This window comes from Ereboglobus sp. PH5-5, assembly GCF_029504805.1.
In the GTDB taxonomy this organism is placed as follows: Bacteria; Verrucomicrobiota; Verrucomicrobiia; order Opitutales; family Opitutaceae; genus Ereboglobus.
Window position 1 is genome coordinate 168,686 of record NZ_JAQFIT010000007.1, and the last position, 22,900, is coordinate 191,585.

General features: G+C 56.6%; 19 protein-coding genes and 1 pseudogene. 7 read left to right on the top strand and 13 right to left on the bottom strand.

Going from position 1 to position 22,900, the window contains the following annotated elements; translation table 11 throughout:
• Positions 1-94 precede the first annotated feature (94 nt).
• Together queA and M2103_RS06335 are read left to right on the top strand one after the other, a co-directional pair.
• A complete protein-coding gene (gene queA, locus M2103_RS06330; RefSeq protein WP_277509468.1) occupies positions 95-1,192 on the top strand; it encodes a tRNA preQ1(34) S-adenosylmethionine ribosyltransferase-isomerase QueA in 1,098 nt (365 codons plus the stop codon).
• Between the two features lie 74 nt (positions 1,193-1,266).
• Entirely contained in the window at positions 1,267-3,051 is a 1,785-nt protein-coding gene (locus M2103_RS06335) for a SulP family inorganic anion transporter (RefSeq protein ID WP_277509470.1), read from the top strand.
• Here the strand turns inward: M2103_RS06335 and M2103_RS06340 are convergent.
• Both M2103_RS06340 and M2103_RS06345 read right to left on the bottom strand, forming a co-directional pair.
• Complete coding sequence (locus M2103_RS06340; protein ID WP_277509472.1) at positions 3,041-3,991, bottom strand: endonuclease/exonuclease/phosphatase family protein; 951 nt, start codon at positions 3,989-3,991, stop codon at positions 3,041-3,043. The genes M2103_RS06335 and M2103_RS06340 overlap by 11 nt on opposite strands.
• 11 nt (positions 3,992-4,002) lie before the next feature.
• Positions 4,003-5,274: a M48 family metallopeptidase gene (locus M2103_RS06345; RefSeq protein ID WP_277509473.1), complete on the bottom strand. Its 1,272-nt coding sequence runs from the start codon at positions 5,272-5,274 to the stop codon at positions 4,003-4,005.
• A gap of 231 nt (positions 5,275-5,505) precedes the next feature.
• On the opposite strand from M2103_RS06345, the gene M2103_RS06350 reads away from it, so the two are divergent.
• Together M2103_RS06350 and M2103_RS06355 are read left to right on the top strand one after the other, a co-directional pair.
• Positions 5,506-6,876: a glycoside hydrolase family 88 protein gene (locus tag M2103_RS06350; protein WP_277509475.1), complete on the top strand. Its 1,371-nt coding sequence runs from the start codon at positions 5,506-5,508 to the stop codon at positions 6,874-6,876.
• A 161-nt stretch (positions 6,877-7,037) separates the two neighbouring features.
• Positions 7,038-8,486 carry an MFS transporter gene (locus M2103_RS06355; protein WP_277509476.1) on the top strand — a complete coding sequence of 483 codons (1,449 nt, stop codon included), beginning with the start codon at positions 7,038-7,040 and terminating at the stop codon, positions 8,484-8,486.
• Between the two features lie 83 nt (positions 8,487-8,569).
• Here M2103_RS06355 and M2103_RS06360 read toward each other — a convergent pair whose 3' ends face one another.
• The 3 genes from M2103_RS06360 to M2103_RS06370 all read right to left on the bottom strand — a co-directional run bounded on the left by M2103_RS06360 (position 8,570) and on the right by M2103_RS06370 (position 13,333).
• Positions 8,570-10,111, bottom strand: a complete 1,542-nt coding sequence (locus M2103_RS06360) for an ATP-binding protein (RefSeq protein ID WP_277509477.1) — start codon at positions 10,109-10,111, stop codon at positions 8,570-8,572.
• A gap of 145 nt (positions 10,112-10,256) precedes the next feature.
• Positions 10,257-10,946 (bottom strand): response regulator transcription factor, encoded by a 690-nt coding sequence (locus M2103_RS06365; protein WP_277509479.1) that lies wholly within the window; start codon positions 10,944-10,946, stop codon positions 10,257-10,259.
• Between the two features lie 185 nt (positions 10,947-11,131).
• Positions 11,132-13,333, bottom strand: a complete 2,202-nt coding sequence (locus M2103_RS06370; RefSeq protein ID WP_277509480.1) for an ATP-binding protein — start codon at positions 13,331-13,333, stop codon at positions 11,132-11,134.
• A 321-nt stretch (positions 13,334-13,654) separates the two neighbouring features.
• On the opposite strand from M2103_RS06370, the gene M2103_RS06375 reads away from it, so the two are divergent.
• Complete coding sequence (locus tag M2103_RS06375; protein ID WP_277509481.1) at positions 13,655-13,996, top strand: hypothetical protein; 342 nt, start codon at positions 13,655-13,657, stop codon at positions 13,994-13,996.
• A 95-nt stretch (positions 13,997-14,091) separates the two neighbouring features.
• The gene (locus M2103_RS06380; protein ID WP_277509482.1) at positions 14,092-14,547 is read left to right on the top strand and encodes a hypothetical protein; all 456 of its coding nucleotides are present in this window, start codon (positions 14,092-14,094) and stop codon (positions 14,545-14,547) included.
• Between the two features lie 102 nt (positions 14,548-14,649).
• Here M2103_RS06380 and M2103_RS13225 read toward each other — a convergent pair.
• The 6 genes and pseudogenes from M2103_RS13225 to M2103_RS06405 all read right to left on the bottom strand — a co-directional run bounded on the left by M2103_RS13225 (position 14,650) and on the right by M2103_RS06405 (position 19,075).
• Positions 14,650-14,867 (bottom strand): annotated as a pseudogene (locus tag M2103_RS13225) (cyclic-phosphate processing receiver domain-containing protein).
• Positions 14,868-14,913: 46 nt separating this feature from the next.
• Positions 14,914-16,089, bottom strand: coding sequence for a PD-(D/E)XK nuclease family protein (locus tag M2103_RS06385; RefSeq protein WP_277509484.1), 1,176 nt, complete (start codon positions 16,087-16,089; stop codon positions 14,914-14,916).
• 105 nt (positions 16,090-16,194) lie between these two features.
• Positions 16,195-16,848: a hypothetical protein gene (locus M2103_RS06390; protein ID WP_277509485.1), complete on the bottom strand. Its 654-nt coding sequence runs from the start codon at positions 16,846-16,848 to the stop codon at positions 16,195-16,197.
• A gap of 40 nt (positions 16,849-16,888) precedes the next feature.
• Positions 16,889-17,584, bottom strand: coding sequence for a hypothetical protein (locus tag M2103_RS06395; protein ID WP_277509486.1), 696 nt, complete (start codon positions 17,582-17,584; stop codon positions 16,889-16,891).
• Positions 17,585-17,680: 96 nt separating this feature from the next.
• Positions 17,681-18,382, bottom strand: a complete 702-nt coding sequence (locus tag M2103_RS06400; RefSeq protein ID WP_277509487.1) for a hypothetical protein — start codon at positions 18,380-18,382, stop codon at positions 17,681-17,683.
• Positions 18,383-18,490: 108 nt separating this feature from the next.
• On the bottom strand, positions 18,491-19,075 hold the full coding sequence (locus M2103_RS06405) for an exonuclease domain-containing protein (protein ID WP_277509488.1): 585 nt from the start codon (positions 19,073-19,075) through the stop codon (positions 18,491-18,493).
• 483 nt (positions 19,076-19,558) lie between these two features.
• On the opposite strand from M2103_RS06405, the gene M2103_RS06410 reads away from it, so the two are divergent.
• Positions 19,559-20,635, top strand: a complete 1,077-nt coding sequence (locus tag M2103_RS06410; RefSeq protein WP_277509489.1) for a WYL domain-containing transcriptional regulator — start codon at positions 19,559-19,561, stop codon at positions 20,633-20,635.
• Between the two features lie 45 nt (positions 20,636-20,680).
• Here the strand turns inward: M2103_RS06410 and M2103_RS06415 are convergent, their stop codons facing one another.
• The gene (locus tag M2103_RS06415; RefSeq protein WP_277509490.1) at positions 20,681-21,451 is read right to left on the bottom strand and encodes an enoyl-CoA hydratase; all 771 of its coding nucleotides are present in this window, start codon (positions 21,449-21,451) and stop codon (positions 20,681-20,683) included.
• 134 nt (positions 21,452-21,585) lie between these two features.
• A complete protein-coding gene (locus M2103_RS06420; RefSeq protein ID WP_277509491.1) occupies positions 21,586-22,803 on the bottom strand; it encodes an ABC transporter permease in 1,218 nt (405 codons plus the stop codon).
• Between the last annotated feature and the right edge of the window lie 97 nt (positions 22,804-22,900).

Consider the following 22,900-nt stretch of genomic DNA (forward strand, 5'->3'; position numbering starts at 1 on the left):
TGTCATTTTTGGCTGACTTTCGATTCCGCCAACAATCAACCAAACTCCATCCTTTTCACCGTTCACTCTTCACTCTTCACTCTTTTCCCTCACCGTGCCGCTCCCAACCGATCTCTTCGACTACCAACTTCCGCCGCGCCTCATCGCGCAAACGCCCGCCGAACGGCGGGACGCCTCGCGCCTTCTCGTCGTTGACCGTGCCGCGCGCGCGCTTACGCACGCCACATTCGCCGACCTGCCGTGTTTTCTTCGGCCAACCGACACTCTCTTTCGCAACAACGCCGCAGTTCTGCCCGCCCGCCTGCGCGCGCAACGTCCGACCGGCGGGGCGGTCGAGTGTTTCCTGCTGCGCCCCGAACCCGCGCGCGGCGAAAACACTTGGTGGTGCCTGCTGCGTCCCGGCAAGAAGCTTCCCGTCGGCGCCACATTTGCGCACGAAACCGAGTTCGCCGGGCATGTCCTCGAAAAAAACTCCGAGGGCGGCGCGCTCATCCGGTTCGAAACCGCCGGCAACGAATCAATCATCGCCGTCGCCAACCGCCTCGGCGAAATTCCCCTGCCCCCCTACATCAATCGCGACGCCGCGCACAATTCGCCCGACACCCGCGCCGCCGATCGCGAGCGATACCAAACCGTTTACGCCGCGCGCGACCGTCAGGTCGCCGTCGCCGCGCCCACCGCCGGCCTGCACTTCACGCCCGAACTCCTCGAGCGCCTCGGCGCCGACGGCGTTGCCATGCGGAACATCACGCTCCATGTCGGCCTTGGCACATTCAAACCCATAGAAACCTCGACCATCGAGGAACACCCGATCCACCGCGAACTCTACGAAATACCCGCCTCCACGCAAAGCGCCCTTCTCTCCCCTCGCGGCCGCCGCGTGGCGGTCGGCACAACAAGCGTCCGCACCATTGAGGATTTCTTCCGCAAACGCCCCACTGGAACAACCGTCACGACGTCCACATTCGCCGACGAGGCCGCGCTCTACATTTATCCGCCATCGACCTTCGCCGGGGTGGACGCGCTCGTCACCAACTTTCACCAACCCCGCTCCACGCTCCTGTGCCTCGTCGCCGCATTCCTCTCGCCCGGCACAAGCGACGGGATCGCATGGATTCGCGAAATTTACGCCGAGGCCATCGCCAAGGAATACCGTTTCTTCAGCTACGGCGACGCCATGTTGATTGTGTGAGCAGCCATCCTCCTGGCCGGATATTTTTTATGTCTTGGTAAACTTGGGTGGATTGTTTAAGCACATCGCCCGTTATGTCTCTCGATTTTGATCCATCCCAAGTGAAACTAGCCAGGTTCCGGCCCAAGATTCTGGACTGCCTGCGCGACTATTCGCGGGAGAAATTCATCAAGGATTTGATGGCGGGGTTGACGGTCGGGGTGGTCGCGCTGTCGTTGTGCATCGGCCTCGGCGTGGCCTCGGGCGTGGAGCCGCAGGCCGGTTTGTATGCGGGCATAATCGGCGGTTTTCTGGTGTCGCTTTTAGGCGGGTCGAAAGTGCAGGTCGGCGGGCCGGCGGGGGCGTTTGTCGGACTTCTGGCAATCATCGCGGCAAACTACGGTTTCGCAAACTTGCTGCTGTGCACGATGATGGCGGGGGTGATGCTGTTTGCGATGGGGTTGTTTCGCCTGGGGACATTGATCCGGTTTGTGCCCCAGCCGGTGATCGCGGGTTTTACCTGCGGCATTGCGATCACGATTTTGCTGACGCAGGTGAAGCCGTTTTTCGGACTGCAAATGGACAAGGAGCCGGGCGAATTTTTGCCGCGCATCGCGGCGTTGGTCCAGGCGGCGCCGTCGGTCAATTGGTTCACAACGGGGCTGGGCGTGCTATCATTACTGGTGTTGTTCCGGTGGCCGGCGCGCTGGGCGCGTTATGTGCCCGGCTCGATTGTCGTGGTGGTTGGCGGCACGCTGCTCGTCTGGCTGGCGCAGCTCGAATGGGTGCGGCAATTTTTCACATTCAAGGTGGCGACCATCGGCTCGGAGTTTGGAGGGATTCCGCGGGGACTGCCGAGTTTCGCGTGGCCTCGTTTTGACTGGCAGCAATTGGGAAACCTGGTGGTGCCGGCGGCGACGATTGCGATGCTGGGCGCCATCGAGTCGCTGATGTCAGCCGTGGTGGCGGACGGGTTGACGGACGACCGGCATGACTCGAACCAGGAACTGATGGGACAGGGAGTGGCGAATTTTGTGACTCCGTTGTTTGGCGGAATCCCGGTGACGGGCGTGATTGCGCGCACGGCGACAAACATCCGCAGCGGCGCGCAAACGCCGGTCGCGGGGCTGGTGCACGCGGTGTTTTTGCTGGCGGTGTTGTTGATCGCCGCGCCGCTGGCGAAGCACATCCCGCTGGTTACGTTCGCGGCGGTGCTGGCCGCGGTGGGATGGAAGATGGGCGAATGGGGAGAGTTCACCCGGCTGAAGAAACGGCTGCGCGGCGACGCGGCGGTTTTTTTGGTCACGTTTTTCCTGACGGTGTGCGTCGATTTGACGGCGGCGGTCGGCTTCGGAATGCTTTTGGCGTGCGTCTTGTTTGTGAAGCGCGTGGCCGACACGGCGCAGGTGCAGTCGATGATGGGCAACGAGAGCGACGCGGGGCAGCCGGGGCACGAAAAGAACGAGGAACTGGCGGAAAAATTGCCGAACGGCGTGGTGATTTACCGCGTGTTTGGCGCGTTGCTTTTCGGCGCGGCGGACAAGCTCGACATGGTTTTGCGCCGTGGGATCGAGGACACGCAGGTCGTCATTTTCCACATGGCGGCGGTGACGGCGATGGATTCAACCGCGCTGGACCGGCTTGAAAATTTGCACGCCAAATTGCACAAGCGCAAAAAGCACATGATTCTTTGCGGGCCGCACACGCAGGCCTATTTCATGATGGAGAAAGCGGGCTTTCTCGACGCTGTGGGCCACGATAATGTCGCAGCTGATTTGCCGTCGGCGGTCGAGCGAGCCAAGGCGCTGCTCGCCCGCGATGCGGTAGCTTCCGGAGGAAAGCCCAAACCGGGCGCCGCAAGCGACGCCCCTACTGAGTAAAGTCGAAGCGCGCGATGACGGGGCGGTGGTCGCTGGCGTCCCTCACGCCGGGACCGTCGTGGATTTGGGCGGCGTTGTCTTTCACAAATCGTTTCAACGACGGCGAAACGAGCATGTGGTCGATGCGCGAGTAGGAGTCCTGCCTTCCGTAGAAATGCGTCCAGACTTCGCCGCGCGAATCGGTTGCACGCAACAGGTGCATGATCTCTACGCGTTTTTCCCTGGTCAGGGTTCGGAGGGCGGGACTGGACCTGGAGTCGTTGAAATCGCCGAGAATCATAAAGAGGGCGCCGGGCGCGTCGGACTTTGGGAAAACGGAAAACACGCGATCGCGCACGGCGCGCGCCTCCGCGGCGCGGCGTTGTGTCGATTCGGGATCATCCTTGCGGTCGGTGAGCCGGCTTTTCAGGTGCACAATGAAGAGCGCCAGTTCGCCGGCGGCGGTTTTCACGCGCACTTCGAGCAAGCCGCGTTTCACGGTTTCGGTGGTGTCGAAATACGCGAATTCGAGATCGGTGTGCTTGCTCACGCGCGTGAACGGCTTGCGGGAAAGCACGGCCACGTGACGGGCTTCGTCGGCCGCGTTGAGCACGATCGCGTGGGGATAGTCAACGCCCTCGGTTTTCAGGTCGCGCCGCAATTCCTCAAGGAAGGGCTGCGAGCCCATTTCCTGTAGCGCGACGATGTCGACGTCGAGCGCCTTGATGACCGCGCGCAGGGCCTGCTTTTCGTTTTCCGGCTTGGGGTAGCCGCGCGTGTAAACGCCATCAACAAACCGGCCCGCCAGCGTATAGTTGGCCGTGTTGTAGGTGGCCACGCTGAGAGTTTCCGCTGAAAGGCCGAAGGGTAGAATAACTGCTCCGAGCAGGGCGAGATGCCTGACAGGGCTGAGAGCGAGAAACAGGCCGGACAGCCGGCAACGGGAAAACGGGCGGCGCATGGGAGATTGTGTTATTTCTTTGTTGGAGTGTTCATCGCGGTTTCGCGTTCAACGATTGTCGGGTGCGAATAGTAAAAACGGCTGTAAAGCGGGTGCGGCGTGAGATTCGAGAGATTCTTTTGCGCAAGTTTTCGGAGCGCGCCGATGAGCGGCGAGGACCCGCCCATGGCGTCGCGCGCGAAGGCGTCCGCCTCGTATTCGTGTTTGCGCGAAAAATAGTTTCCGACGGGCGTGATCCAGAAAAGCGCCAGTCCGCTCAACAACGAGAACAGCAGGAAGGCCGCCGCCAGGTCGCCCGTGGCAAAACCGAACGCCGGGTTGAACCACGCGCTGTTCGCCAGCCACGCGATGAGCGCGAAACCGCCGAGCATCATGAGCGAACTCGTGAGCAGCGTTTTCGGAATATGCCCGCGCTTGTAATGGCCGACCTCGTGGGCAAGCACGGCCTCGAGTTCCTCGGGCTCGAGTTGTTCGATGAGTGTGTCGAAAAGCACGATGCGGCGAAAACGTCCGAAGCCGGTGAAAAAGGCGTTGGAGTGACCGGAGCGCTTGCTGCCGTCCATGACCTGAATCGTGGACGCCTTGAACCCGGTGCGATCGGAAAGCGCCATGAGCCGGTCACGCAAGCCGCCTTCGGGCAGCGGAGTCAGTTTGTTGAAAAGCGGCAGGATGACCTTGGGATAGAGAACGAGCATCAGTATTTGAAAACTGAATACGAGCGCGAAGCCCCACACCCACCACCACACGCCCATCCAGTGCACAAGCGAAAGCAACGCCCACAACAGCGGCGCGCCTATGATGAGCGCGATCGCAAGCCCCTTGATTTTGTCGCTCACCCAAAGGCCGGGCGTGCTTTTGTTGAAACCAAAACGCGCCTCGAGCCGGAATTGTCCCCACCAGTCGAACGGCAGCGAAATCACACTCAGCACAATGCCAACCCCGAGCAAATAAACAACCTGCGCCCAAGTGCCCGCGAGAAAAGTGCCCGCCAGCGCCGAGGTGACGCATCCGTGGGCCCAAGGCAGCACGCCGCTCGCAAACAACGCCACCAGCACAAGCGAATCCCACACCCGCTCGATGCTGCCAAACCCGGCCTTGGCAAGCGTGTAGGCGGTCGATTTTTGATAGGTTTCCGCATCCATGATTGCGCTCGCCGCGGCGGGCGCGGCATTCATGTGCTTCCGCACTTCCGCGCAATTCAGGCGGCTGAGCCAGGTTTCCGCGCCCAGCTTGAGCGCGACAAGGATGATAATGATTAGCAGGGCTGTTGTGCTGGTTATCATGAAACGCGAGTGCAACGATTTTCGCCGTCAGTGCGAGGTGAAAGCTCAGCGAAACCGAAACCCGGTTTACAATACGCGAAAAAACCGAGGACACTTGTCCAAAAGCATTGACGCCGCCCCGTTCACTCACGACGCTTCCGGCCTTTCCTCAACAAGAAATTCGCCCCGCCTCCATTTTTGCCGAGTTCCCGGATCCCCGTTTATTTCCACTCGAAAAAACAAAAACCAGCCATGCCAAAACATCCGCTGACTCTTCTCTGCCTTGCAGTCGCCGTCCTCGCCACCACTATCGGAGCCGCCCCAATAAAGTTTTCGGGATCAACGCCCCTGCAATGGTCGGTGCGCTACGCAAACTCCGAGGCCTCGCGCCTCTGCGTCAGCAACGAATACAGCATGCCCAAGGGCAAGTGGAATTACGCCAATTTTCTCGAATTGCGTTCGATGCTCTATCTTGACGACCGCCTCGCCGAACCCAAGCCGCGCTACCGTGCCTTTGTCCAAGCCACCACCGATTCGTTTCTCTCCGATGACGGCAGGAGCGTGGCCAGGTTCAAACCCGGGGAATACAGCATCGACGACATCGCGCCCGGCGTGACCGTGCAATACCTCTACCGCACCGACAAAAACGAACGCTACCGCAACACCATCGAACTCATGCGCCGCCAACTCGACCCCGGCAAACACCCGCGCGTGAGCGAAGGCGCCTTCTGGCACAAAAAACGCTACCCGCACCAAATCTGGCTCGACGGCCTCTACATGGGCTCGCCCCTCTACGCCGAATACACCGCAACCCTCGAAGCCCCCGAAAGACGCCGGGCCGCCTACGACGACATCGCCCTGCAATTCCGCATCAGCGCCAAGCACACCCACGACAAAAAAACCGGACTCTATTATCACGCGTGGGACGAATCCCGCGAACAAGGCTGGGCCAACAAGGAAACCGGCCAGTCGCCCAACTTCTGGAGCCGCGCCATCGGCTGGTATTCCATGGCGATTGTCGATGTGCTCGATTTTCTTCCCGATGAAACTGCCGCCGACAAGACCCGGCGCGCCGGGCTTATCACTATCCTGAAAAGCGTTCTCGACGGCGTTATCAAATATCAGGACCCCGAGTCCGGCTGCTGGTGGCAGGTCACCGACCAGGCGCACCGCCGCGGCAACTACCTTGAAGCCACCGCCACGGCCATGTTTGCCTACACGATGGCCAAGGCAATGAACCACGGCTACATTGATCGCGCCACCTACGAAGCCCCCGCGCTCAAGGCCTACGGCGGGCTCATCGAAACACTCGTCAAGGTCAACGCCGACGGCTCCATCGACCTCACGCAATGCTGCGCGGTCGCCGGCCTCGGTTACGGGCGCGACGGCTCCTACGAATACTATCTCAGCGAACCCATCATCAACAACGACCCCAAGGGCTCCGGCCCGTTTATTCTCGCTGGCATCGAATTCGATCGGCTTCTCGACATCAACGAAACCCAAAAAACACTTCCCGCCAGCCTCGTTTTCAAGATAGGAGCCCCGGGCAGGTCCTCCTCAAAAATAAGGCCGGAACAAAAAAATAATGACGTTCGCAAACCAGACAAAACGCAGGGGCGTTGATTGCGGCGCCCGATTTACCGCGCGTCATTTGAGACCTCCTCAAGCAAGTCCCCCGCGATGTTATGTAATCCAAAATGACTATAACCCCGCACTTGCCCTCCACTAAATAAATCGTCCGACTTTCCATAACCCGCAAACGCAACAAAACACCCAAAAAACATATGAGCCAGCCCACCCAAACTGCGCAAAAGATGACAAATTACCGATGGTCAATTTGCATCCTCCTGTTCTTCGCCACCACCATCAACTATCTCGACCGGCAAGTTCTTTCGCTGACTTGGGACGAATTCATCAAACCCGAATTTCACTGGAACGACGACCATTACGGCACAATCACGGCCGTGTTCTCGTTCGTATATGCCTTGGGCATGCTTTTTGCCGGTCGCTTCATCGACTGGATGGGCTCCAAAAAAGGCTTCTTGTGGGCGATCGGTGTCTGGTCGGTCGGCGCGTGCGTGCACGCCCTGTGCGGTGTCATCACGGAAAGCTATGCGGGCGTGGAAAATAAACTGGCGCTTGTCCAAGCCACCGGCGACACGGCCGTGGTCATAGCCACGGTCAGCATGTGGGCATTTATTGTTGCGCGGTGTATTTTGGCGCTCGGCGAGGCCGGCAACTTCCCCGCAGCAATCAAGGTGACAGCCGAATACTTTCCTAAAAAAGACCGTGCGTTTGCGACGTCCATTTTCAACGCGGGCGCTTCGGTCGGCGCGCTCTTCGCGCCATTGAGCATCCCGTTGCTCGCCAAGGCGTGGGGGTGGGAATTGGCCTTCATCATCATCGGCGTCCTCGGCTTCATCTGGATGGGTTTCTGGGTGTTCATGTATGACGCCCCCGCAAGGAGCAAGCATGTGAACAAAGCGGAGCTCGAATACATCGAGCAGGACGGCCAGGATATCGTTCAGCCCAAGAAGAAGGGTTCGTTTTGGAAAGCCGTCGTTGCATTTTTGGGGCTTTTCAAATACCGGCAGACCTGGGCCTTCGCGGTCGGCAAATTCATGACCGACGGCGTGTGGTGGTTCTTCCTGTTCTGGACGCCCTCGTATCTGAACGCGCAGTTCAACATCAAGATGTCCGAGGGCCTGGGCATTGCGCTTATCTTCACACTCTACGCCATCACCACGGTCCTGTCTATTTTCGGCGGAAAACTGCCGACGCTCATTATCAACAAAACAGGACAGGACCCCTACTCCGCCCGCATGAAGGCGATGTTGATATTCGCGTTCTTCCCGCTGGTGGTGTTGTTCGCCCAGCCGACGGGCACGATTTCTCCGTGGTTCCCGATTCTCCTGATCTCCATCGGCTGCTCGGCTCACCAATCCTGGTCGGCGAACATCTTCTCCACCGTGGGCGACATGTTCCCCAAGAAAGCGATCGCATCCATCACCGGCATCGGCGGCATGGCCGGCGGCATCGGCTCAATGCTCATGCAAAAAGGCGCTGGAAAAATGTTCGTCTATGCCGATGCGACCCAAATGTCATTCCTGGGATTCACGGGCAAACCCGCCGGTTATTTTGTGATCTTCTGCATTTGCGCACTGGCCTACTTGGTTGGCTGGTCGATCATGAAAACACTCGTGCCGAAATACGCACCGATCACGGATTTGTAATCCGGCGCGCAAAAACCAGAAATTCCGAAAAGCGCGCATGAATGCGCGTTTTTCGTTTTTTGCGCAAGGAAAGGATTGCCGCGTTATTGCGGCAGGCGGACCTCAAAAACGGCACCCCGACCGAATTCGCTGCGGGCCTCAATCGTGCCCCGATGGTTTTCGATAATACGCCGGACGATTGCCAGGCCGAGGCCGATGTGCGGGGCCTGGCCGGCGTTGTGCGTGCGGGCCTTGTCGGCCCGGTAAAAGCGGTCAAAAATGTGCGGCAAGTCTTCGGCGGTGATGCCGGGACCGTCATCCTCGACGATGAGGCAGGCTTGCTTGTTTTCGCTGACGCCTGTTTTCAGTCGAATGTGTCCGCCTGCGCCGGTTTTGCCCGCGACATGATGGTGCTGAATGGCATTGGAAATGAGATTGGTGGCAATGATTCCGAGAGTGGCGGGATCGGCGCTCAAAGGAGCGGGCACGAGCGCGGTGGTGTCGATTTCGATGTGACGCTCGGCGGCGAGAGGCGCGAGCTGGCGGGCTGTGTCGCGCATGATGTCGGCAAGGTCGCAGGAAACCCGTGTCTGTGTGTTGAAGTTTCGCCCCGGCGCTTCCTGACGGGCGAGGAGGAGCAGCGCTTCAACCAGGTGGCGCATGCGCGCGGCAGTGTCGGCGCAAGTCTGGAGGGTTTCGCGATATTCGGCTGACGTGCGCTCGCGTTTCAAGATGCGCTGCGTTTCGGCAATGAGAATCGAGATGGGGGTGCGCAGTTCGTGCGAGGCGTCGGAGGTGAAGCGTTTTTGTTGCTCGATGGATGCGTGGAGGCGCGCGAAGGTGTCGTTTAGAACGGTGGCGAGCTGGCCGAGCTCGCTTTCGGCATCGCGGGTGTCGATGCGTTCGTCGAGGTTGCCCTCGGCGATGCGGGTGGCCGTGTGGCTGATGGCGCGAATCGGGCGAATGGCGCGCCCTGCGATCCACCAACCGCCGGCCAGACCGAGAAGCCAGATACCAAGGCCGGCGGCGGCGAGTTTCCACGCGAGACGGTTCATTTCGGCGAGTTCGGGTGTGATGTCGCGCCCGGTGAGAATGGCGGCTCCTTCGGGCACGCCACGAATGGCCTCGCGCCGTGTCCTGAGTGTGCGAAGCGGTTCGGGGGCGGAAAGTTTTTCATCAGCCGCCTGCTCGCCTGTCCTGCGCGGCGGGGGCGGCGGAAATACAAAGTCGCCGGGCACATTCTGCGACTGGAGAAGGATGGAGCCGTCGTGGTCGCGAATGACAAAGTAGCCGTATCCGGGGGCGGTGTTTTTAAAATATTCCTCGAGCTCGGGGGAAAGAGTGACGGGACGTGTTTTATCGCGCAGCCGAAGCATAAGGTCGGCCGGCGTGGGACGGAGCCGATTGTCGGAAGTGCCGGTTGCCGCCTCGTCGGACTGTTCAAGGGTATCCTGGCCAAACGCGGAAATCATGAGGCCGCGAAAAAGACGGTGCTCGGTGGCGCGAAGATCCCTGTCGATTCGACGCTGGGAGGCGTCCCATGCGAGACGCCACGCGGTGAAACAGAAGGCGACGATCATCACAAGGAGGATGAGCCCGTGCCACGCCTGGATGCGCCAGCGAATGGAGTGAAGAAAGGAGGCCATGGGAAATACGAATCAGTATCTGGAAATTTGAAAGGCGGGTTACTGTGCGGTTGAAAAGTGACGTCTAAAATCGGGAAAAGGGCAGAACTGTTTTGTGATCTGGATGCGCGCGGGAATTGAATTTCTAATTTATAAATTCCAACCCCTACTTTTCCACGCTGTATCCATGTCCGCGGCGGGTTTGGATGATGTCGGAACCGAGTTTTTTTCGAAGATTGGAAACGTGGACATCGAGAAGATTTGAGAACGTGTCGTCGTCCTCGTCGAAAAGGTGCTCGTAGAGCGTGGTGCGAGAGACGACCTCGCCCCGGTGCAAAGCCAGGTATTCAAGAAGTGAATACTCGCGCGCGGTAAGCGGGATTTCATCGCCGCCCGCGCCGGCGACACGCCGGGCCGCGGTGTCGAGCGTGATGCCGCCGGTAAGGACAACGAGGGATGAGGTTTTCCCGGCGCCGCGGCGAATCAAGGCGCGGATGCGCGCGAGAAGCTCGTCGATGTCGAATGGTTTTGTGAGATAGTCGTCGGCGCCGTGATCGAGACCGCGAACACGGTCGGGCACTGTGTCGCGCGCGGTGAGCATCAGGACCGGCGTTGTATTTGGCGCGTTTTGGGAGGAGGGTTTGGTTTCGGAAGCGCGCAACGCGGCAAGGACGCCCCAGCCATCAAGCTTGGGAAGCATGACATCGAGGAGAATAACGTCGTAGGTATTTTCCCGCGCCTTGTGAAGTCCGTCCTCGCCATCGCTCGCGGTATCCACGGCATAGTTTTCCTCGCGCAACGTGGCGGCAAGACTGCGCTGAAGCGCGGGATCATCTTCAATTACAAGGAGGCGCATGGCGGAGGAAGAGTGAAAGGCTGAATAGTGAAGAACGAAAGGAAGGAATGCAAAAACGGTGCATGAATTTGAATGCGCTATGATAGCACGGCGAACCTTTAGCAGGGATGAAGGAATGACGTTTTTTAGTCTCCAACCATAAAAAGCCCCGGGTGTTTTCAATAACATTTGCCGGCTTGTTCAGTTCAAAATCCTATCCGCCGTTGGGATGAGTAGCGGGTGGATTTTTTGGCGTGGCTTTCCTGCTCAAGCGCGGCAAGTCGCTCATGGTTGGTGACCGTCGTGCCGAGGTAGTGGAGGCTTTGCCGCACCGTGCGAAAATCGCCGGGCGCCAGGTCGGGTATTTGCTCCAACCGGGCGACGTCCTCGCTCGCAAGCGGGGTGCCGAACATCCGCTCGAAAAACAACTTTTTGCCCGCGGCGTCCAAGTGCCCGAATTCCAGCTTGAATGTGAAGCGGCGCAGCGACGCCGGATCGAGGCCGTCCGAGAAATTCGTGGCGGCTATCAGCACGCCGCCGAACTTTTCCATCTGTTGCAGCAGCTCGTTTACCTGCGTGATCTCCCAACTGCGCTGCGCGCCTTCGCGGGATTGCAGCAGGCTGTCGATCTCGTCGAGAAAGAGAATCGCCTTCTCCGCCTTTGCCTGGCGAAACGCATTCGCGATGTTTTTTTCGGATTCCCCCAGCCATTTCGAAATCAGGTCGCTGCCCGCTTTCGCGATTATTTTTGTGTCCAGCGTTTTGCCCAGGAATTTGACGAACTCCGTCTTGCCCGTGCCGGGCGGGCCGGAGAGCAGGAGATTCATTCGCGGACGGTCGGGCGAGCCGGACGCCGGTTCCCATTGAAAACGTCCGACCGCCTCCACGATGCGCGCGAGGCTTGCGCCGCTTTTTATGTTCAATCCCTCCAGTGAATAATCTTTCGCGGGCAGCAGGTTGTCGTCGGGTTTTATGCCAAGAAGTTCGCAGTGCTGATCGAGCAGTTTTGCCACGATCGCGGGCGCCTCGTCCTTTCGCGGCGCGAGGTTAGCGATGTTGCGCAACGCCAGCGCCACGCCGCCGGCGTTGGTTTCGTAGCGACGGGCGAAATCCTCCAGCGATGCATCGTCAAACAACGATTCCAATTTGTGCCGCCGGATGCTGTTCTTCCAGATCGCCAGTCGTTGCGTGCCGGTCAGCTTGTTGAACTGGATGGAGTAGTCGAAGCGGCGGCGCGTTGACTCGTCGAGGGCGCACGCGGGCAGGTTGGTGATCCACACAGTCGGCGTTTTTATTGTGTCGAGCACGCCATTGAGCAGCGCCTTCTCGTCGCGTCCGGAGGAATTATCACCGCCGAAAATCGACATTAACGACCCGCCGCCGCGCAGCAAATTATCCGCCTCGTCCACAATCAACAGGCTTCGCGCGCGATCGATCTGGGCGTCGCATATTTGCAGCGCCGCGAAACGCCTGTCGCGAGACATGCCGCCAAAGTCGCCTTTTTCACTGTCGGTTTGTGCGATGGCATAACAATCCAGCGCCAGCTCGCGCGCCAGACTGCGCGCAAAACTGGTTTTGCCGGTGCCGGGCTCTCCATGGAGCAGTATGTGGACGCCGTGCTCCGGTTTGCGCGATGTGATTATGTTTTTCAAAATCGCCCCGTGCTCCACCGCGAGATTTCCGAAAAAACTCCAGGGCAATGTGGTGTCGTCGCATTTGCCATAAAACCGGCTGCCCAGCGAGGCGGTATCAAGCCCGGAAATAAAACCACTCAAATGGCGGGTAAAGTCGATGTCATGATCGATACAGTTGTAACGTCGCAATTTTCCCGATGCCGCCACGCTCTTGCGCACCTCAAGCTTGGCGCGATTCAGGCATTTGGCGACGTAATCAATCTTATCTTCATGTGACGAAGCCCCGTTTTTGGGCATTTCCAATATGCCATCGTCCACAAAATATAAAATCAGCAAAATTTCCTTCTCAAGATCGGAAAGCGACAGCATCGCCTGCAATTCCGCCATGCGATTTTGCAATGAGTCATCGGATGCCGGCATCGGAACTGTGCTCAAGGTGTCGTCCAGCAGCCTCAGAATGACGCCCCGAATCGCATCCCGGGGCAGCAACTCCCACGCCTGATTGAATAGTGCGCGCATGTTGAAGTTAAAAGTGGAGGCGTCGATGGTGGCGCCCTCACCCTCGGTGCGTTTGCCCCGAAGCGATAATATGTCCGCCTTGGAAAAGGACTCCGTGAAAAGGCGCAACACATTCGCCCAAGCGACGGACTCGCTTAATATTTTGAATCCGCCGCGACCCTCGATGTCGCCGTCATGGTTGCGGATGAAGTTTGCGAAAAACTCCAAGCTTCTGCGCTTGGCGTAATGGCTGGTCTCTGCTTTGTAGGTGCTCATGGGGACGGTGCTTTAAAAAGTGAACCATCCATATACACCCCCAAGGCGGACATGGGTTGTCCAGGGTCCCGATTTTTTCGAAAAAAAATGAAAGCGAACCCTCGACCGCTTGATTTCCAAAAAAATCCCGCCCCCTGAAGGCGTCCGGTAATGTCCACCGTCATTATTTTTATGCATGGGCGGCGAATGTCCACCCTCCGCCGGTATTGTGCCCGCATGAAACAATCCGCACGCAATCGTCGGAAACGCCTCGATACAACTATAGCCGCCGACATAGACCCAATAATAATTCGGATGCTTGTAAGTCTCGATTTCGACGACATGAGCGCAAAACTTCAATCCGCGGCGCGGCGCGGCGGGCTAAACGCCGCTGACGCACAGGTTGCGGCCTCCGACATGATCGGCTGGCTTAAAAAGCTGGTGGCGTATGCCTCGTCCCAAACCCATTCGGATGCCTACAGCCGCAGGGTGGAATGGCTGTGCATTTTTAGTATCCTAAAACGCGCCCCGAGGATTTTTTCATCAGTCCACAAGATGCGGAAAAATGAACCGCGTCCCGTCGCTTTTGAAGCCGCCGAGGCACCGGCGAAATCCATTCGCAAAGGCCTCGCGTCAAAGAAAAAAGGGCGCGTTACCAACACCAAGCACAGCGGGGAAAAATAGGAATCCATGCGGGGTATTCACCGCGATGCAGATTCCGCCTGATGCATTTTTCGCCCCAATGACGGGACGAGACAAACCAACAACTAAAACACACCATGAAAACCAAAATACTGACACCACTCATAGCGGTCCTGGCACTGGTTGCCGCCACCGGCTGCACCACGGCCACCAAAACGCGGCAAACCGCCCCGCTTCCGATGGACATCCAGGCGACGCCGGTCAAAGTTGATTACGAAGTGAACACGCAGGAGAAGAAAACCGGCACGGCAAGCTCCGCGTATCTGTTCGGCTTCATCAGAACCTCCGGCCCGAACACCTTTGCCGAAAACAAGGGGGCTGACGCCCAACGCTCCATGCTCGGAGGCAGGGTCAACAAGCTCCGCCTGGCCGCAATCCACGAGGCTCTTAAAAACTCAAACGCGGACCGTCTTCTCGACCCTCAATACGAGGCCAAGATCGTGACGTATCCCTTTGGCATCTTCAAAAAATACGTCGTCACCGTCAAAGGCTACGAGGCGGTGGTGAAGGATGTGTATCCGGATAAAAATTAATTCCGCCATTATCGGCCTCCGCATCACATGACACGCATAGGCTGCCGACTTACAGAGGCAGTCTCTGCGTGCGCAAGAAGATGGTTCTTAACTTTTATAATCTCAAATATGCATGCGTTCGCGTCCGACTGGATTGGCGGAGTGAATGACCATGCGGGGAGGTGCAAAGCCGCGCGTCACCACAGCCTCCTCGATCCATTTGACGACATCGTAGCTAGTGCCCCGTGAGTCGTCGCCCGAGTCATGGTCGAGGCTGATGTCCGTGTGACGCTGCCTTGTTCCAATAACGCAATCGTCTCCTTCGACCAATAAACCCGCACTCAAACAATAGGAGTATCGCGCATATCGTCGAGGTAGAGTTTCTTTTTAAGAAACTGATGAAGCCTCGTTAAACAAATTCAGCATGGTTTGGAGTTTTTCTTCTAAATCAAGCCACCCTACCCAGACGTTTGCATCATTATACATTTTTATAAATGATTCTTTTCCCCCAACGTCCACACCTCCACGCCTATGGTTGCAGCACCACCATGGGTTCTCTTTTAGCGGAGCAGATTTATAATGATCATTAAATAATTCGGCAATTTTTATAATGGTTTCGGTTTTCGACTGAAATTTTTGATGATAGTAAAATCCGAAGCAATAATTTCTAGGTATAAATTCAAAACATATTTTTAATTTTTGATTCTCCATTTCTGCATGCCAAAAATTGATTTTCGAATAAGTATCGCCCAAATCGGACGAGCATTCCCAGCTCAATCCGGAACCTTTTGCTATCTTCTCCAACACGGGATGCAACTTTGTTTCGATGACAGCCTTTCTTATGCTGTGCCAAGAATCGCGTAACAAAAAATACGCATTCAGGTTTTCTTCGGATTTGATCACATTATCGCTTATTTCTTTTTGGTTTTCTGTATCCATATCTTGATTTGTCAATTGTTTCAAGTGGTTGATGTATTGAATGATAGTTTCTCGAACCAAAGGATGCCTAACGGAAAACCCTATACATTTCTCCAACCATTCAATAATAATTTTTTCGTATGAAATAGAAGTATAATTGACTCCTTTTCCGCTCTGATCCGAGGCATCGTGACCAAAAAGCGTAAGATAAAACATTTTGTAATTTTTAGCACCATATCTATTTTTAGCAAATGATTCATAACGTTTTAATTGTTCTTGCTGGTCGTCTGCATAAATTTTATTTTCGATAATCAATGCCGATTTCTGGCCGTCCTCCTCAATCAAGACATCTAGTTGTCCTTCACTCGTCACGTATTCAGTGTAAACGCGGGCGTTTTTACAATTAAAATTCTTTGCGCCCATCATATCCACAAAGCATTCAAGGAATTTTGTTTTTAACCCGTGACTGCCACACGGATCTAAGAATTCAGCAATGATCGCAGAATGTGTTTTTTCATAATGATTAACGCCGCAAACGCGAAACATATTAAAGCGTCCCCCAGTGGCATCGAGGATGTCGTTGTTTTTTTTGTTGAGAAGCGAGACCTGCTCGAGAAGATGCCGAATGCGTTGGATATTTTTCATGAGGGATAAATCAAAGACTCAAGGAAAGGATAGGAACGAAGTGACACATAAATTGTGCTTTAGGTAAAGTCCTAAGTTGCTGTTTGTTTGGAGGATTCTGTGAAATTAGGTTAATCGATTCATGGGTAAAAGACTCTCTATCGCCGCACAATCCCACTCGTTGCGTGTTTCGTGCTCATCAAAGACCCAGTTGGCGGTTTTTGGGAGGTGAAATGCCTTGGCGGCAACCTTGGCAGCTGCGGAGTATGGCGCCCAATCGTCGCCGTGATAGATGGTGAAGGTTTTGCCAACTTTGGTGACCCGGCCTCTTGGGAATCCGTAGGGATGCAACGCCAGCTCCTCCGCAGATGATTTTGTTAGTTTATATTTTGCTGCAAGCCAGGGGGCGATGATTTGCTCCCAGAACGCACTGTGATCCTCGATTTTTGAGTCTTTGCCAAAAGGATAGGCGAACAGATTCCAACCTTCCCCTTCCCTGATGACATACCAGATGCCTTCGGATGCCCGCTTCGCGCCAGTCGGCGCACAATCCGAGAAAGTCACAATGCCAGGCTGTTCTTTCACGTAAATGCGAATGCCGCCGATACGCAGCAGCGTGACGCTGGGTTTCTTCGGATGCAGCTTGCTTGATAATGGAGGGACGATCTCTGTGTCGTCCGATTTGGACAACGAACGCGTTTTGTTATTCGTGGACGGGCCAAAGCCCGTCCCATTGCATCGGGGCGAACTTCTGACGCCTTTGTTAATATTCCGCTTCATGGATTTTGTCTTATCCGTGTCGTCTTGATGCCAAATGCTCTTATATATAATCCGACGACCGAGTCTGAGCGGTGTGGATCAAATGTTTTTTGGATAAAAGTCTTTCTACATCCATACAATCCACCCAATGGCGAGTTTGGTGCTTATCGAAAACCCATTTGGCCGCTTTTGGGAGGTGAAACGCCTCTGCAACCTTGGTGGGCGCTGGGAATGAGGCCCAATCCTCGCTATGGTAAACGACCATGCTTTTCCCTACCTTGCTGACACGGCCTCGTGGGACTCCGTAGGGACTATCCATCAACACATTGGCCGCCGATCTCGGCAGTTTGTATTTTTCCACTAGCCAAGGCGCGATGATTTGCTTCCAGAAAGTGCTGTGATCCACAATTTTCGACCCGTCGGTGAAAGGATAGGCAAACAGTTTCCAGCATTCGACTTCGGTTATGGCATACCAAATGCCTTCGGACGCCATGCCCGTGTCGACTGGCGCATGATCTGAAACAGTCACAAGGCCTGGCCGTTCAGTCATGTAAACGCGGGTGTTGTCAATATCCACCAGCTTGGCGGCGAGTTTAATTTCTTGAGGTTTGCCTCGCGATGGAGGGACGACCTCTGTGTCGTCCGGTGTGGGTCGTGAAGGTATTTTGATATTCTCGGAAGGAACAGAGCCAGTCCCGCCATTGGCGCATGCGTTATTCGGACGCGGGTCAGATTGATTTTTGTCGGATGTGTTCATATTTGTAATATTTTTTTGATAAAATGCATGAGAATGAACGCCGCGAGCGACGCCCCCACGGGGTTTCCGGTGATTATCAGTGTCATCCGTGGTCAATCACGGACATTGTTGTTTCTTTTCCTCGGCTGATCCAAGCGCGGTGGTTTTCACAAAATGCTGACGACGGACAATAAGCTCGGCCCGGAGGTAGTTGATTTTTAAAATGTCCGGGAAACTCCAAAGCGCGCGCTCGTGAAGCACATGTATCGCAAAAGAGATATAATGCCCGTTTAATTTGCCTTCAAATACGGGGTCGCTATTCCAATTCAACTCATCGTTGAAATATATATTGTCCTCAAGTGTCCAGGTTCGACAGCGAATAGTTAACTCGTTTTCTGGAAGGAATTCTGACAATACACGCTCAACACCGGTGTCCAACACCTCCAACTCGCCGTTTTCGTTGGCTTCCAGGATGAATGGCGTTACTTTGGCATCCATTTCGAAATCTTGCAGGAACGCATCCTTGGTTTCGATGCGTTTTTGAAATTCGGCCAGCAGTGGCTTTGCCTCGTCACGAAGTTTCTCGAAGCATTCGATCATGCGCCTGTCCAAAGCCAGCAGTTTTTCGATATTTTCCTGTGTCCACTCGAAGGAGGCATTGAGTTTTAACTGGCGCGCAAGTAAAAGCGCCCTGAGTTTATCGCCACTATGACATCCTATTAAGGAAATCTTTCTTTCCAACTGTTCGAGTGTGCAGGCATGCAGTTCATCGCGAATTTTTGACGAATCGTCGGGTTTGTTATTATCACTATTGTTCATGTTAATTGTTATTTTTGTATTATATCCATTGCATGCGAAAGACTCTTTGCGCGCGTTCATGCAACGCGGGCGGGCTCGAGGGCGCACGCGAGGTGCGCCCCCACAGTTTTAATGTAACATTGCGGGCGTGGTCGGGAGTGAAACGTGATGCGTCATGAAATCTGCCAGACCGCACTTCAATTGTCCGAGCATTTTTTCCATGCAGTCGGCGAGGAGGTGGACGTCGCAGCGGGCGTCGTGACGGTGGAGGCCGGTCGGGGCCGATATTTTCAAACGCGAGATGAGCGCGTCGAGAGTGTGCGAGCCGCCGGGCCAGAGGGTGCGGGAGAGGTCGAGCGTGTCGATGCAGGGGATTTCGCGGCCGTGCATATTGTGTCGCGCGCAGGCTTCCGAGAGAAAACGAGTATCGAACTTTTTGCCGTTGTGCGCGACGAGCGTCGAGTCGTGGCCGGCAAAGCGGGCGAAGGCTTGCAGCGCCACGTCGGGCGGGGGCGCGGAGCGCACCAGGGCGTTTGTTACCCCGGTGATTTTTGTTATGTGCCACGGTATCGGCTTTGTGGTTTTGACGAATGTGGAAAAGGTTTCGTCGCGCATGACTTTTCCGTCACGCATGCGCACGGCGGCGATTTGCGTGATTTCATGATAATACGGCGAAAAGCCCGTGGTCTCTATATCGAATATAACGAGGTTCATGATGTGTTTTATTGAAATTTATTTAACCGCTAATGAACGCGAGGGGGCGCGAAGAAATAGTGCTTGGGAGGAAATGAAGAGGCCGGAGATTTTTAACCGCAGATGGACACAGATGTGCGCAGATGCGGAAAGAAAATGGATTTTGTGGTTTGATGGTTTGAATATCTGTGTGTATCTGCGTTTATCTGCGGTTGAAATTTGCATGGTCTGTTTTTTAGAAGACGATTTTTTAACCGCTAATGAATGCGAAGGGACGTGAAGAAATAGTGCTTGGGAGGAAATGAAGAGGCCGGAGATTTTTAACCGCAGATGGACGCAGATGCGCGCAGATACGGAAAGAAAATGGATTCTGTGGTTTGATGGTTTGAATATTTGTGTGTATCTGCGTTCATCTGCGGTTGAAATTGGTTGGTTGGGATGGACGCACTTTATTCCTTGAGGGTGGACAATGGTTGCCCATGGTGGCGTGATATTTTAAAAATCATGAAAAAATTATCCAAACGCGTTTCAGGAGCCCCGGTCGCGCAGGGCGGCAAGAAGGCGGCGGGCACCGTTCGCACCGTCGCTTCGCGTCCCGTGCTGGTTCGCATGCAGAAAATCCACGCAATGCTTGCGGAGGGGAAATATCCCAACGCCGTTACGCTTGCCAAGCAGCTCGAAGTTGACCCGAAGACAATCCGGCGGGACATGGAATATATGCGCGACCAGATGGATTATCCGATTGAATACGACGAGTCGCGGCGCGGGTTTTATTATTCGGGGGCCGTGACCAATTTTCCGCTCATGAAGGCCACGGAGGGCGAGTTGCTGGCATTGCTGGTGGCGCGGCAGGCGTTGCAGGCCTACGAGGGCACGCCTTATGCGCAGGTGCTCGAAAAGGCGTTCGGCAAACTTGCCTCGATGCTTGGCGACGAGGTTTCCGTCGCGGCGTCGGATTTGACGGACGCGGTTTCCTTTCGCTCGGAGGGTGTCGGCATTTTGGACGCGGCTTTGTATGCAAGCGTCAGCAAGGCCGTGCTGGAGCGGCGCGAGGCGGAGTTCGATTATACAAAGCCCGACCATGACACGGAACGGCGGCGCGTGCAGCCGTATCATCTGGCGTGGATGAATCGCGAGAGTTACCTGATCGCGCACGATCTCGACCGGGGGGCGTTGCGCATGTTCAAGCTGGCGCGCATGGCCGATTTCAAGGTCGCGCGGCACAGGTTCGCGCGCGATCCCGATTTCAGCCCGGAGAAATTTTTCCACGACAGTTTCGGCCTTATGGGGGGAGAGGGCGCGGGCGGGGTGAAGCGCGTGCGCGTTTGGTTCAGCAGCTACGGCGCGCAACTGGCCAGGGAGCGTGTTTGGCACAAGTCGCAAAAGCTGCGCGAACTGCCCGGCGGCGAATTGGAGATGGAGCTGCGGGTGGGCAATCTCGATGAAATCAAGCGCTGGGTGCTGCGGTATTGCGGCGAGGCGCGGGCGCTCGAACCGCCGGAATTGGTCAAGGCCGTCCGCGATGACGCAAGACGCATCGCAAAGGCGCACAGCGGGACAAGAGTAAATGGTGTAGAGTGAAAGGCCGGAGCGATAAAGCGGTGCCTGAATTTGAGTCCTAAGACCTTACTTGAAGCGGCTGAAGTCGGGTTTGCGTTTTTCGGCGAAGGCGGAGAGCGCCTCTTTTGCCTCGGGGGAGGTGAGGCGGCGCAGGAAGACTTCGGTTTCGCGCGCAATGGCGTCGGTGATGGCGGGCTGGTGCGCTTTTTTCAACAGGGCTTTGGCGTCGCGCACGGCGGAGGCGGGTTGCGCGGCGAGTTTTGCGCAGCGCGCGAGGGCGAATTCCATCACGCCGCCTTCGGTGACCATGTCGTTGATGAGACCGAGCGTCAGCGCTTTTTCCGCGGTCAGGGGCTCGCCGAGCAGGATCAGCTCGGACGCTTTTGCGCTTCCGATGCGTTGCGCCAGCAGGTGGCTCGATCCGGCCTCGGGGCTCAGTCCCAGACTCGTGAAGGGCAGGATGAAGCGGGCGTTGGGCGCGGCGTAAACCAGATCGCAATGCAGCAGGAGCGTGGTGCCGATGCCGACCGCGAATCCCTCGACCGCGGCCACGAGCGGTTTTGCAAGGCCGGCGAGACATTCGAAAAATTTGAAGACGGGCGCGTCGTTTTTGGCGGGCGGGTTTTGCAGGAAATCGCCGAGGTCGTTGCCGGCGGTGAAATTGCCGCCTGCGCCGCCGAGCAGCATCACGCGGACGTCGGGGTTTTGTTCGCCGTCGAGCAGGGCGCGTGTGATCGCCGAATACATTTCGGAGGTGAGGGCGTTTTTCTTTTCGGGCCTCGTTATTAGAATTTGCAGGACGCCTTGGTCCAGGCTGGTGGCGATGTTGTTGTCCATGTGGCGCAGTCTGAGAAAAGGCTGAAGGACTGAAAGACTGAAAAACTGAAGGGCTGAAACAAACCAGTAATCCCCATGTTTTGCGCTGGTTCCGGCTTCAGCTTTTCAGCCCTTCAGTCTTTCAGTCTTTTTCCTCACTCGTGGCGGAGGGCGTCGATGGGGTCGAGTTTGGCGGCGCGGCGGGCGGGGGTGAAGCCGAAGAGGATTCCCACGGCGGCGCTGAAGACGACGGCGATGATGTTGATTTGGGCGTTGAAGGTGACGGGGACGTTGATGAGCGCGCCGAGTCCGTAGCAGAGCGCGATGGCGAGGGCGATGCCGAGGAGTCCGCCGATGCACGAGATGGTTGTCGCCTCGACGAGGAATTGGAGCAGGACTTCGCGGGCGCGCGCGCCGATGGCGAGGCGGATGCCGATTTCGCGGGTGCGCTCGGTCACGGAAACGAGCATGATGTTCATGATGCCGATGCCGCCGACGAGGAGCGAGACGCCGGCGACGGCGGCGAGGAGCATGGTCATCATGCGCGTGGAGGAGCTGAGGGTTTCGGCGATTTGGCGGGTGTCGAAGACATTAAAATTGTTGTCCTGGTTGGACTGGAGGTTGCGGCGCTGGCGCATGAGGGCGGTGATTTCGGTGATCATGCGGTCGCTGCTGGCGCCGTCTTGCGCGGAGATGCTGATCATGGTGATGTCGTGCGCGCCGGTGTGGCCGGTGAGGCGGCGCTGGAGCGTGGTGAGGGGGACGATGATGGTGTCGTCCTGGTCGCCCATGCCCATCTGGCCTTTGGCGGCGAGCAGGCCGATGACCGTGCAGGAGGCGTTGCCGACGCGAATTTTTTGTCCGATGGGGCTGGCCGTGCCGAAGAGTTCCTTGCGGACGGTGTTGCCGATGACGCAGACGGCGGCGCCTTCGCGGTAGTCGGATTCGTCGAAGAGGCGGCCTTCGGCGAGCGTCCATTTGTTGATGCTGAAATAGGATTCGGTGGTGCCGGTGACGCTGGTGGCGCGCGCGTTTTGGAGGTAGGCGGTGCTCATGGAGGAGCCGCGCACGGGGGCGATGGAGGCGATGCCGGGGATTTGCTCGGAGATGGCGTTGACGTCGCCCTCGGTGAAGTTGGGGATGTTGGGCTGGCGGGGGCCGAAGCCGGCGCCGGGGCGGAGCATGAGGAGGTTGCTGCCGAGGCTGGAGATTTGGTTTTCAACGGCCTTGGTGGTGCCTTCGCCGAGCGTGACCATGGTGATGACGGCGGCGACGCCGATGATGATGCCGAGCATGGTGAGGAAGGCGCGCGTGACGTTGCGGCGGATTTCGCGGAGCGCGATGTGCAGGGCGTTGAGAGTTGTGGAGATCATGGTGTGGGAATTTTCGATTTTGGATTCTCGATTTTGGATTGGGAGCTTCCGCTCCGTTTTTGCTTTCGGTGTCGCGCGGTAGCGCGCAATCGAAAAT

Excerpts from the sequence above, each read along its gene's own strand:
- M2103_RS06385 (WP_277509484.1), bottom strand. The coding sequence starts at position 16,089 with ATGAAAAATATCCAACGCATTCGGCATCTTCTCGAGCAGGTCTCGCTT.
- M2103_RS06350 (WP_277509475.1), top strand. The coding sequence starts at position 5,506 with ATGCCAAAACATCCGCTGACTCTTCTCTGCCTTGCAGTCGCCGTCCTC.
- M2103_RS06405 (WP_277509488.1), bottom strand. The coding sequence starts at position 19,075 with ATGAACCTCGTTATATTCGATATAGAGACCACGGGCTTTTCGCCGTAT.
- M2103_RS06340 (WP_277509472.1), bottom strand. The coding sequence starts at position 3,991 with ATGCGCCGCCCGTTTTCCCGTTGCCGGCTGTCCGGCCTGTTTCTCGCT.
- M2103_RS06420 (WP_277509491.1), bottom strand. The coding sequence starts at position 22,803 with ATGATCTCCACAACTCTCAACGCCCTGCACATCGCGCTCCGCGAAATC.
- M2103_RS06415 (WP_277509490.1), bottom strand. The coding sequence starts at position 21,451 with ATGGACAACAACATCGCCACCAGCCTGGACCAAGGCGTCCTGCAAATT.
- M2103_RS06365 (WP_277509479.1), bottom strand. The coding sequence starts at position 10,946 with ATGCGCCTCCTTGTAATTGAAGATGATCCCGCGCTTCAGCGCAGTCTT.
- M2103_RS06410 (WP_277509489.1), top strand. The coding sequence starts at position 19,559 with ATGAAAAAATTATCCAAACGCGTTTCAGGAGCCCCGGTCGCGCAGGGC.
- M2103_RS06375 (WP_277509481.1), top strand. The coding sequence starts at position 13,655 with ATGAGCGCAAAACTTCAATCCGCGGCGCGGCGCGGCGGGCTAAACGCC.
- M2103_RS06400 (WP_277509487.1), bottom strand. The coding sequence starts at position 18,382 with ATGAACAATAGTGATAATAACAAACCCGACGATTCGTCAAAAATTCGC.
- M2103_RS06345 (WP_277509473.1), bottom strand. The coding sequence starts at position 5,274 with ATGATAACCAGCACAACAGCCCTGCTAATCATTATCATCCTTGTCGCG.
- M2103_RS06390 (WP_277509485.1), bottom strand. The coding sequence starts at position 16,848 with ATGAAGCGGAATATTAACAAAGGCGTCAGAAGTTCGCCCCGATGCAAT.
- M2103_RS06395 (WP_277509486.1), bottom strand. The coding sequence starts at position 17,584 with ATGAACACATCCGACAAAAATCAATCTGACCCGCGTCCGAATAACGCA.
- M2103_RS06360 (WP_277509477.1), bottom strand. The coding sequence starts at position 10,111 with ATGGCCTCCTTTCTTCACTCCATTCGCTGGCGCATCCAGGCGTGGCAC.
- M2103_RS06335 (WP_277509470.1), top strand. The coding sequence starts at position 1,267 with ATGTCTCTCGATTTTGATCCATCCCAAGTGAAACTAGCCAGGTTCCGG.
- M2103_RS06380 (WP_277509482.1), top strand. The coding sequence starts at position 14,092 with ATGAAAACCAAAATACTGACACCACTCATAGCGGTCCTGGCACTGGTT.
- M2103_RS06370 (WP_277509480.1), bottom strand. The coding sequence starts at position 13,333 with ATGAGCACCTACAAAGCAGAGACCAGCCATTACGCCAAGCGCAGAAGC.
- M2103_RS06355 (WP_277509476.1), top strand. The coding sequence starts at position 7,038 with ATGAGCCAGCCCACCCAAACTGCGCAAAAGATGACAAATTACCGATGG.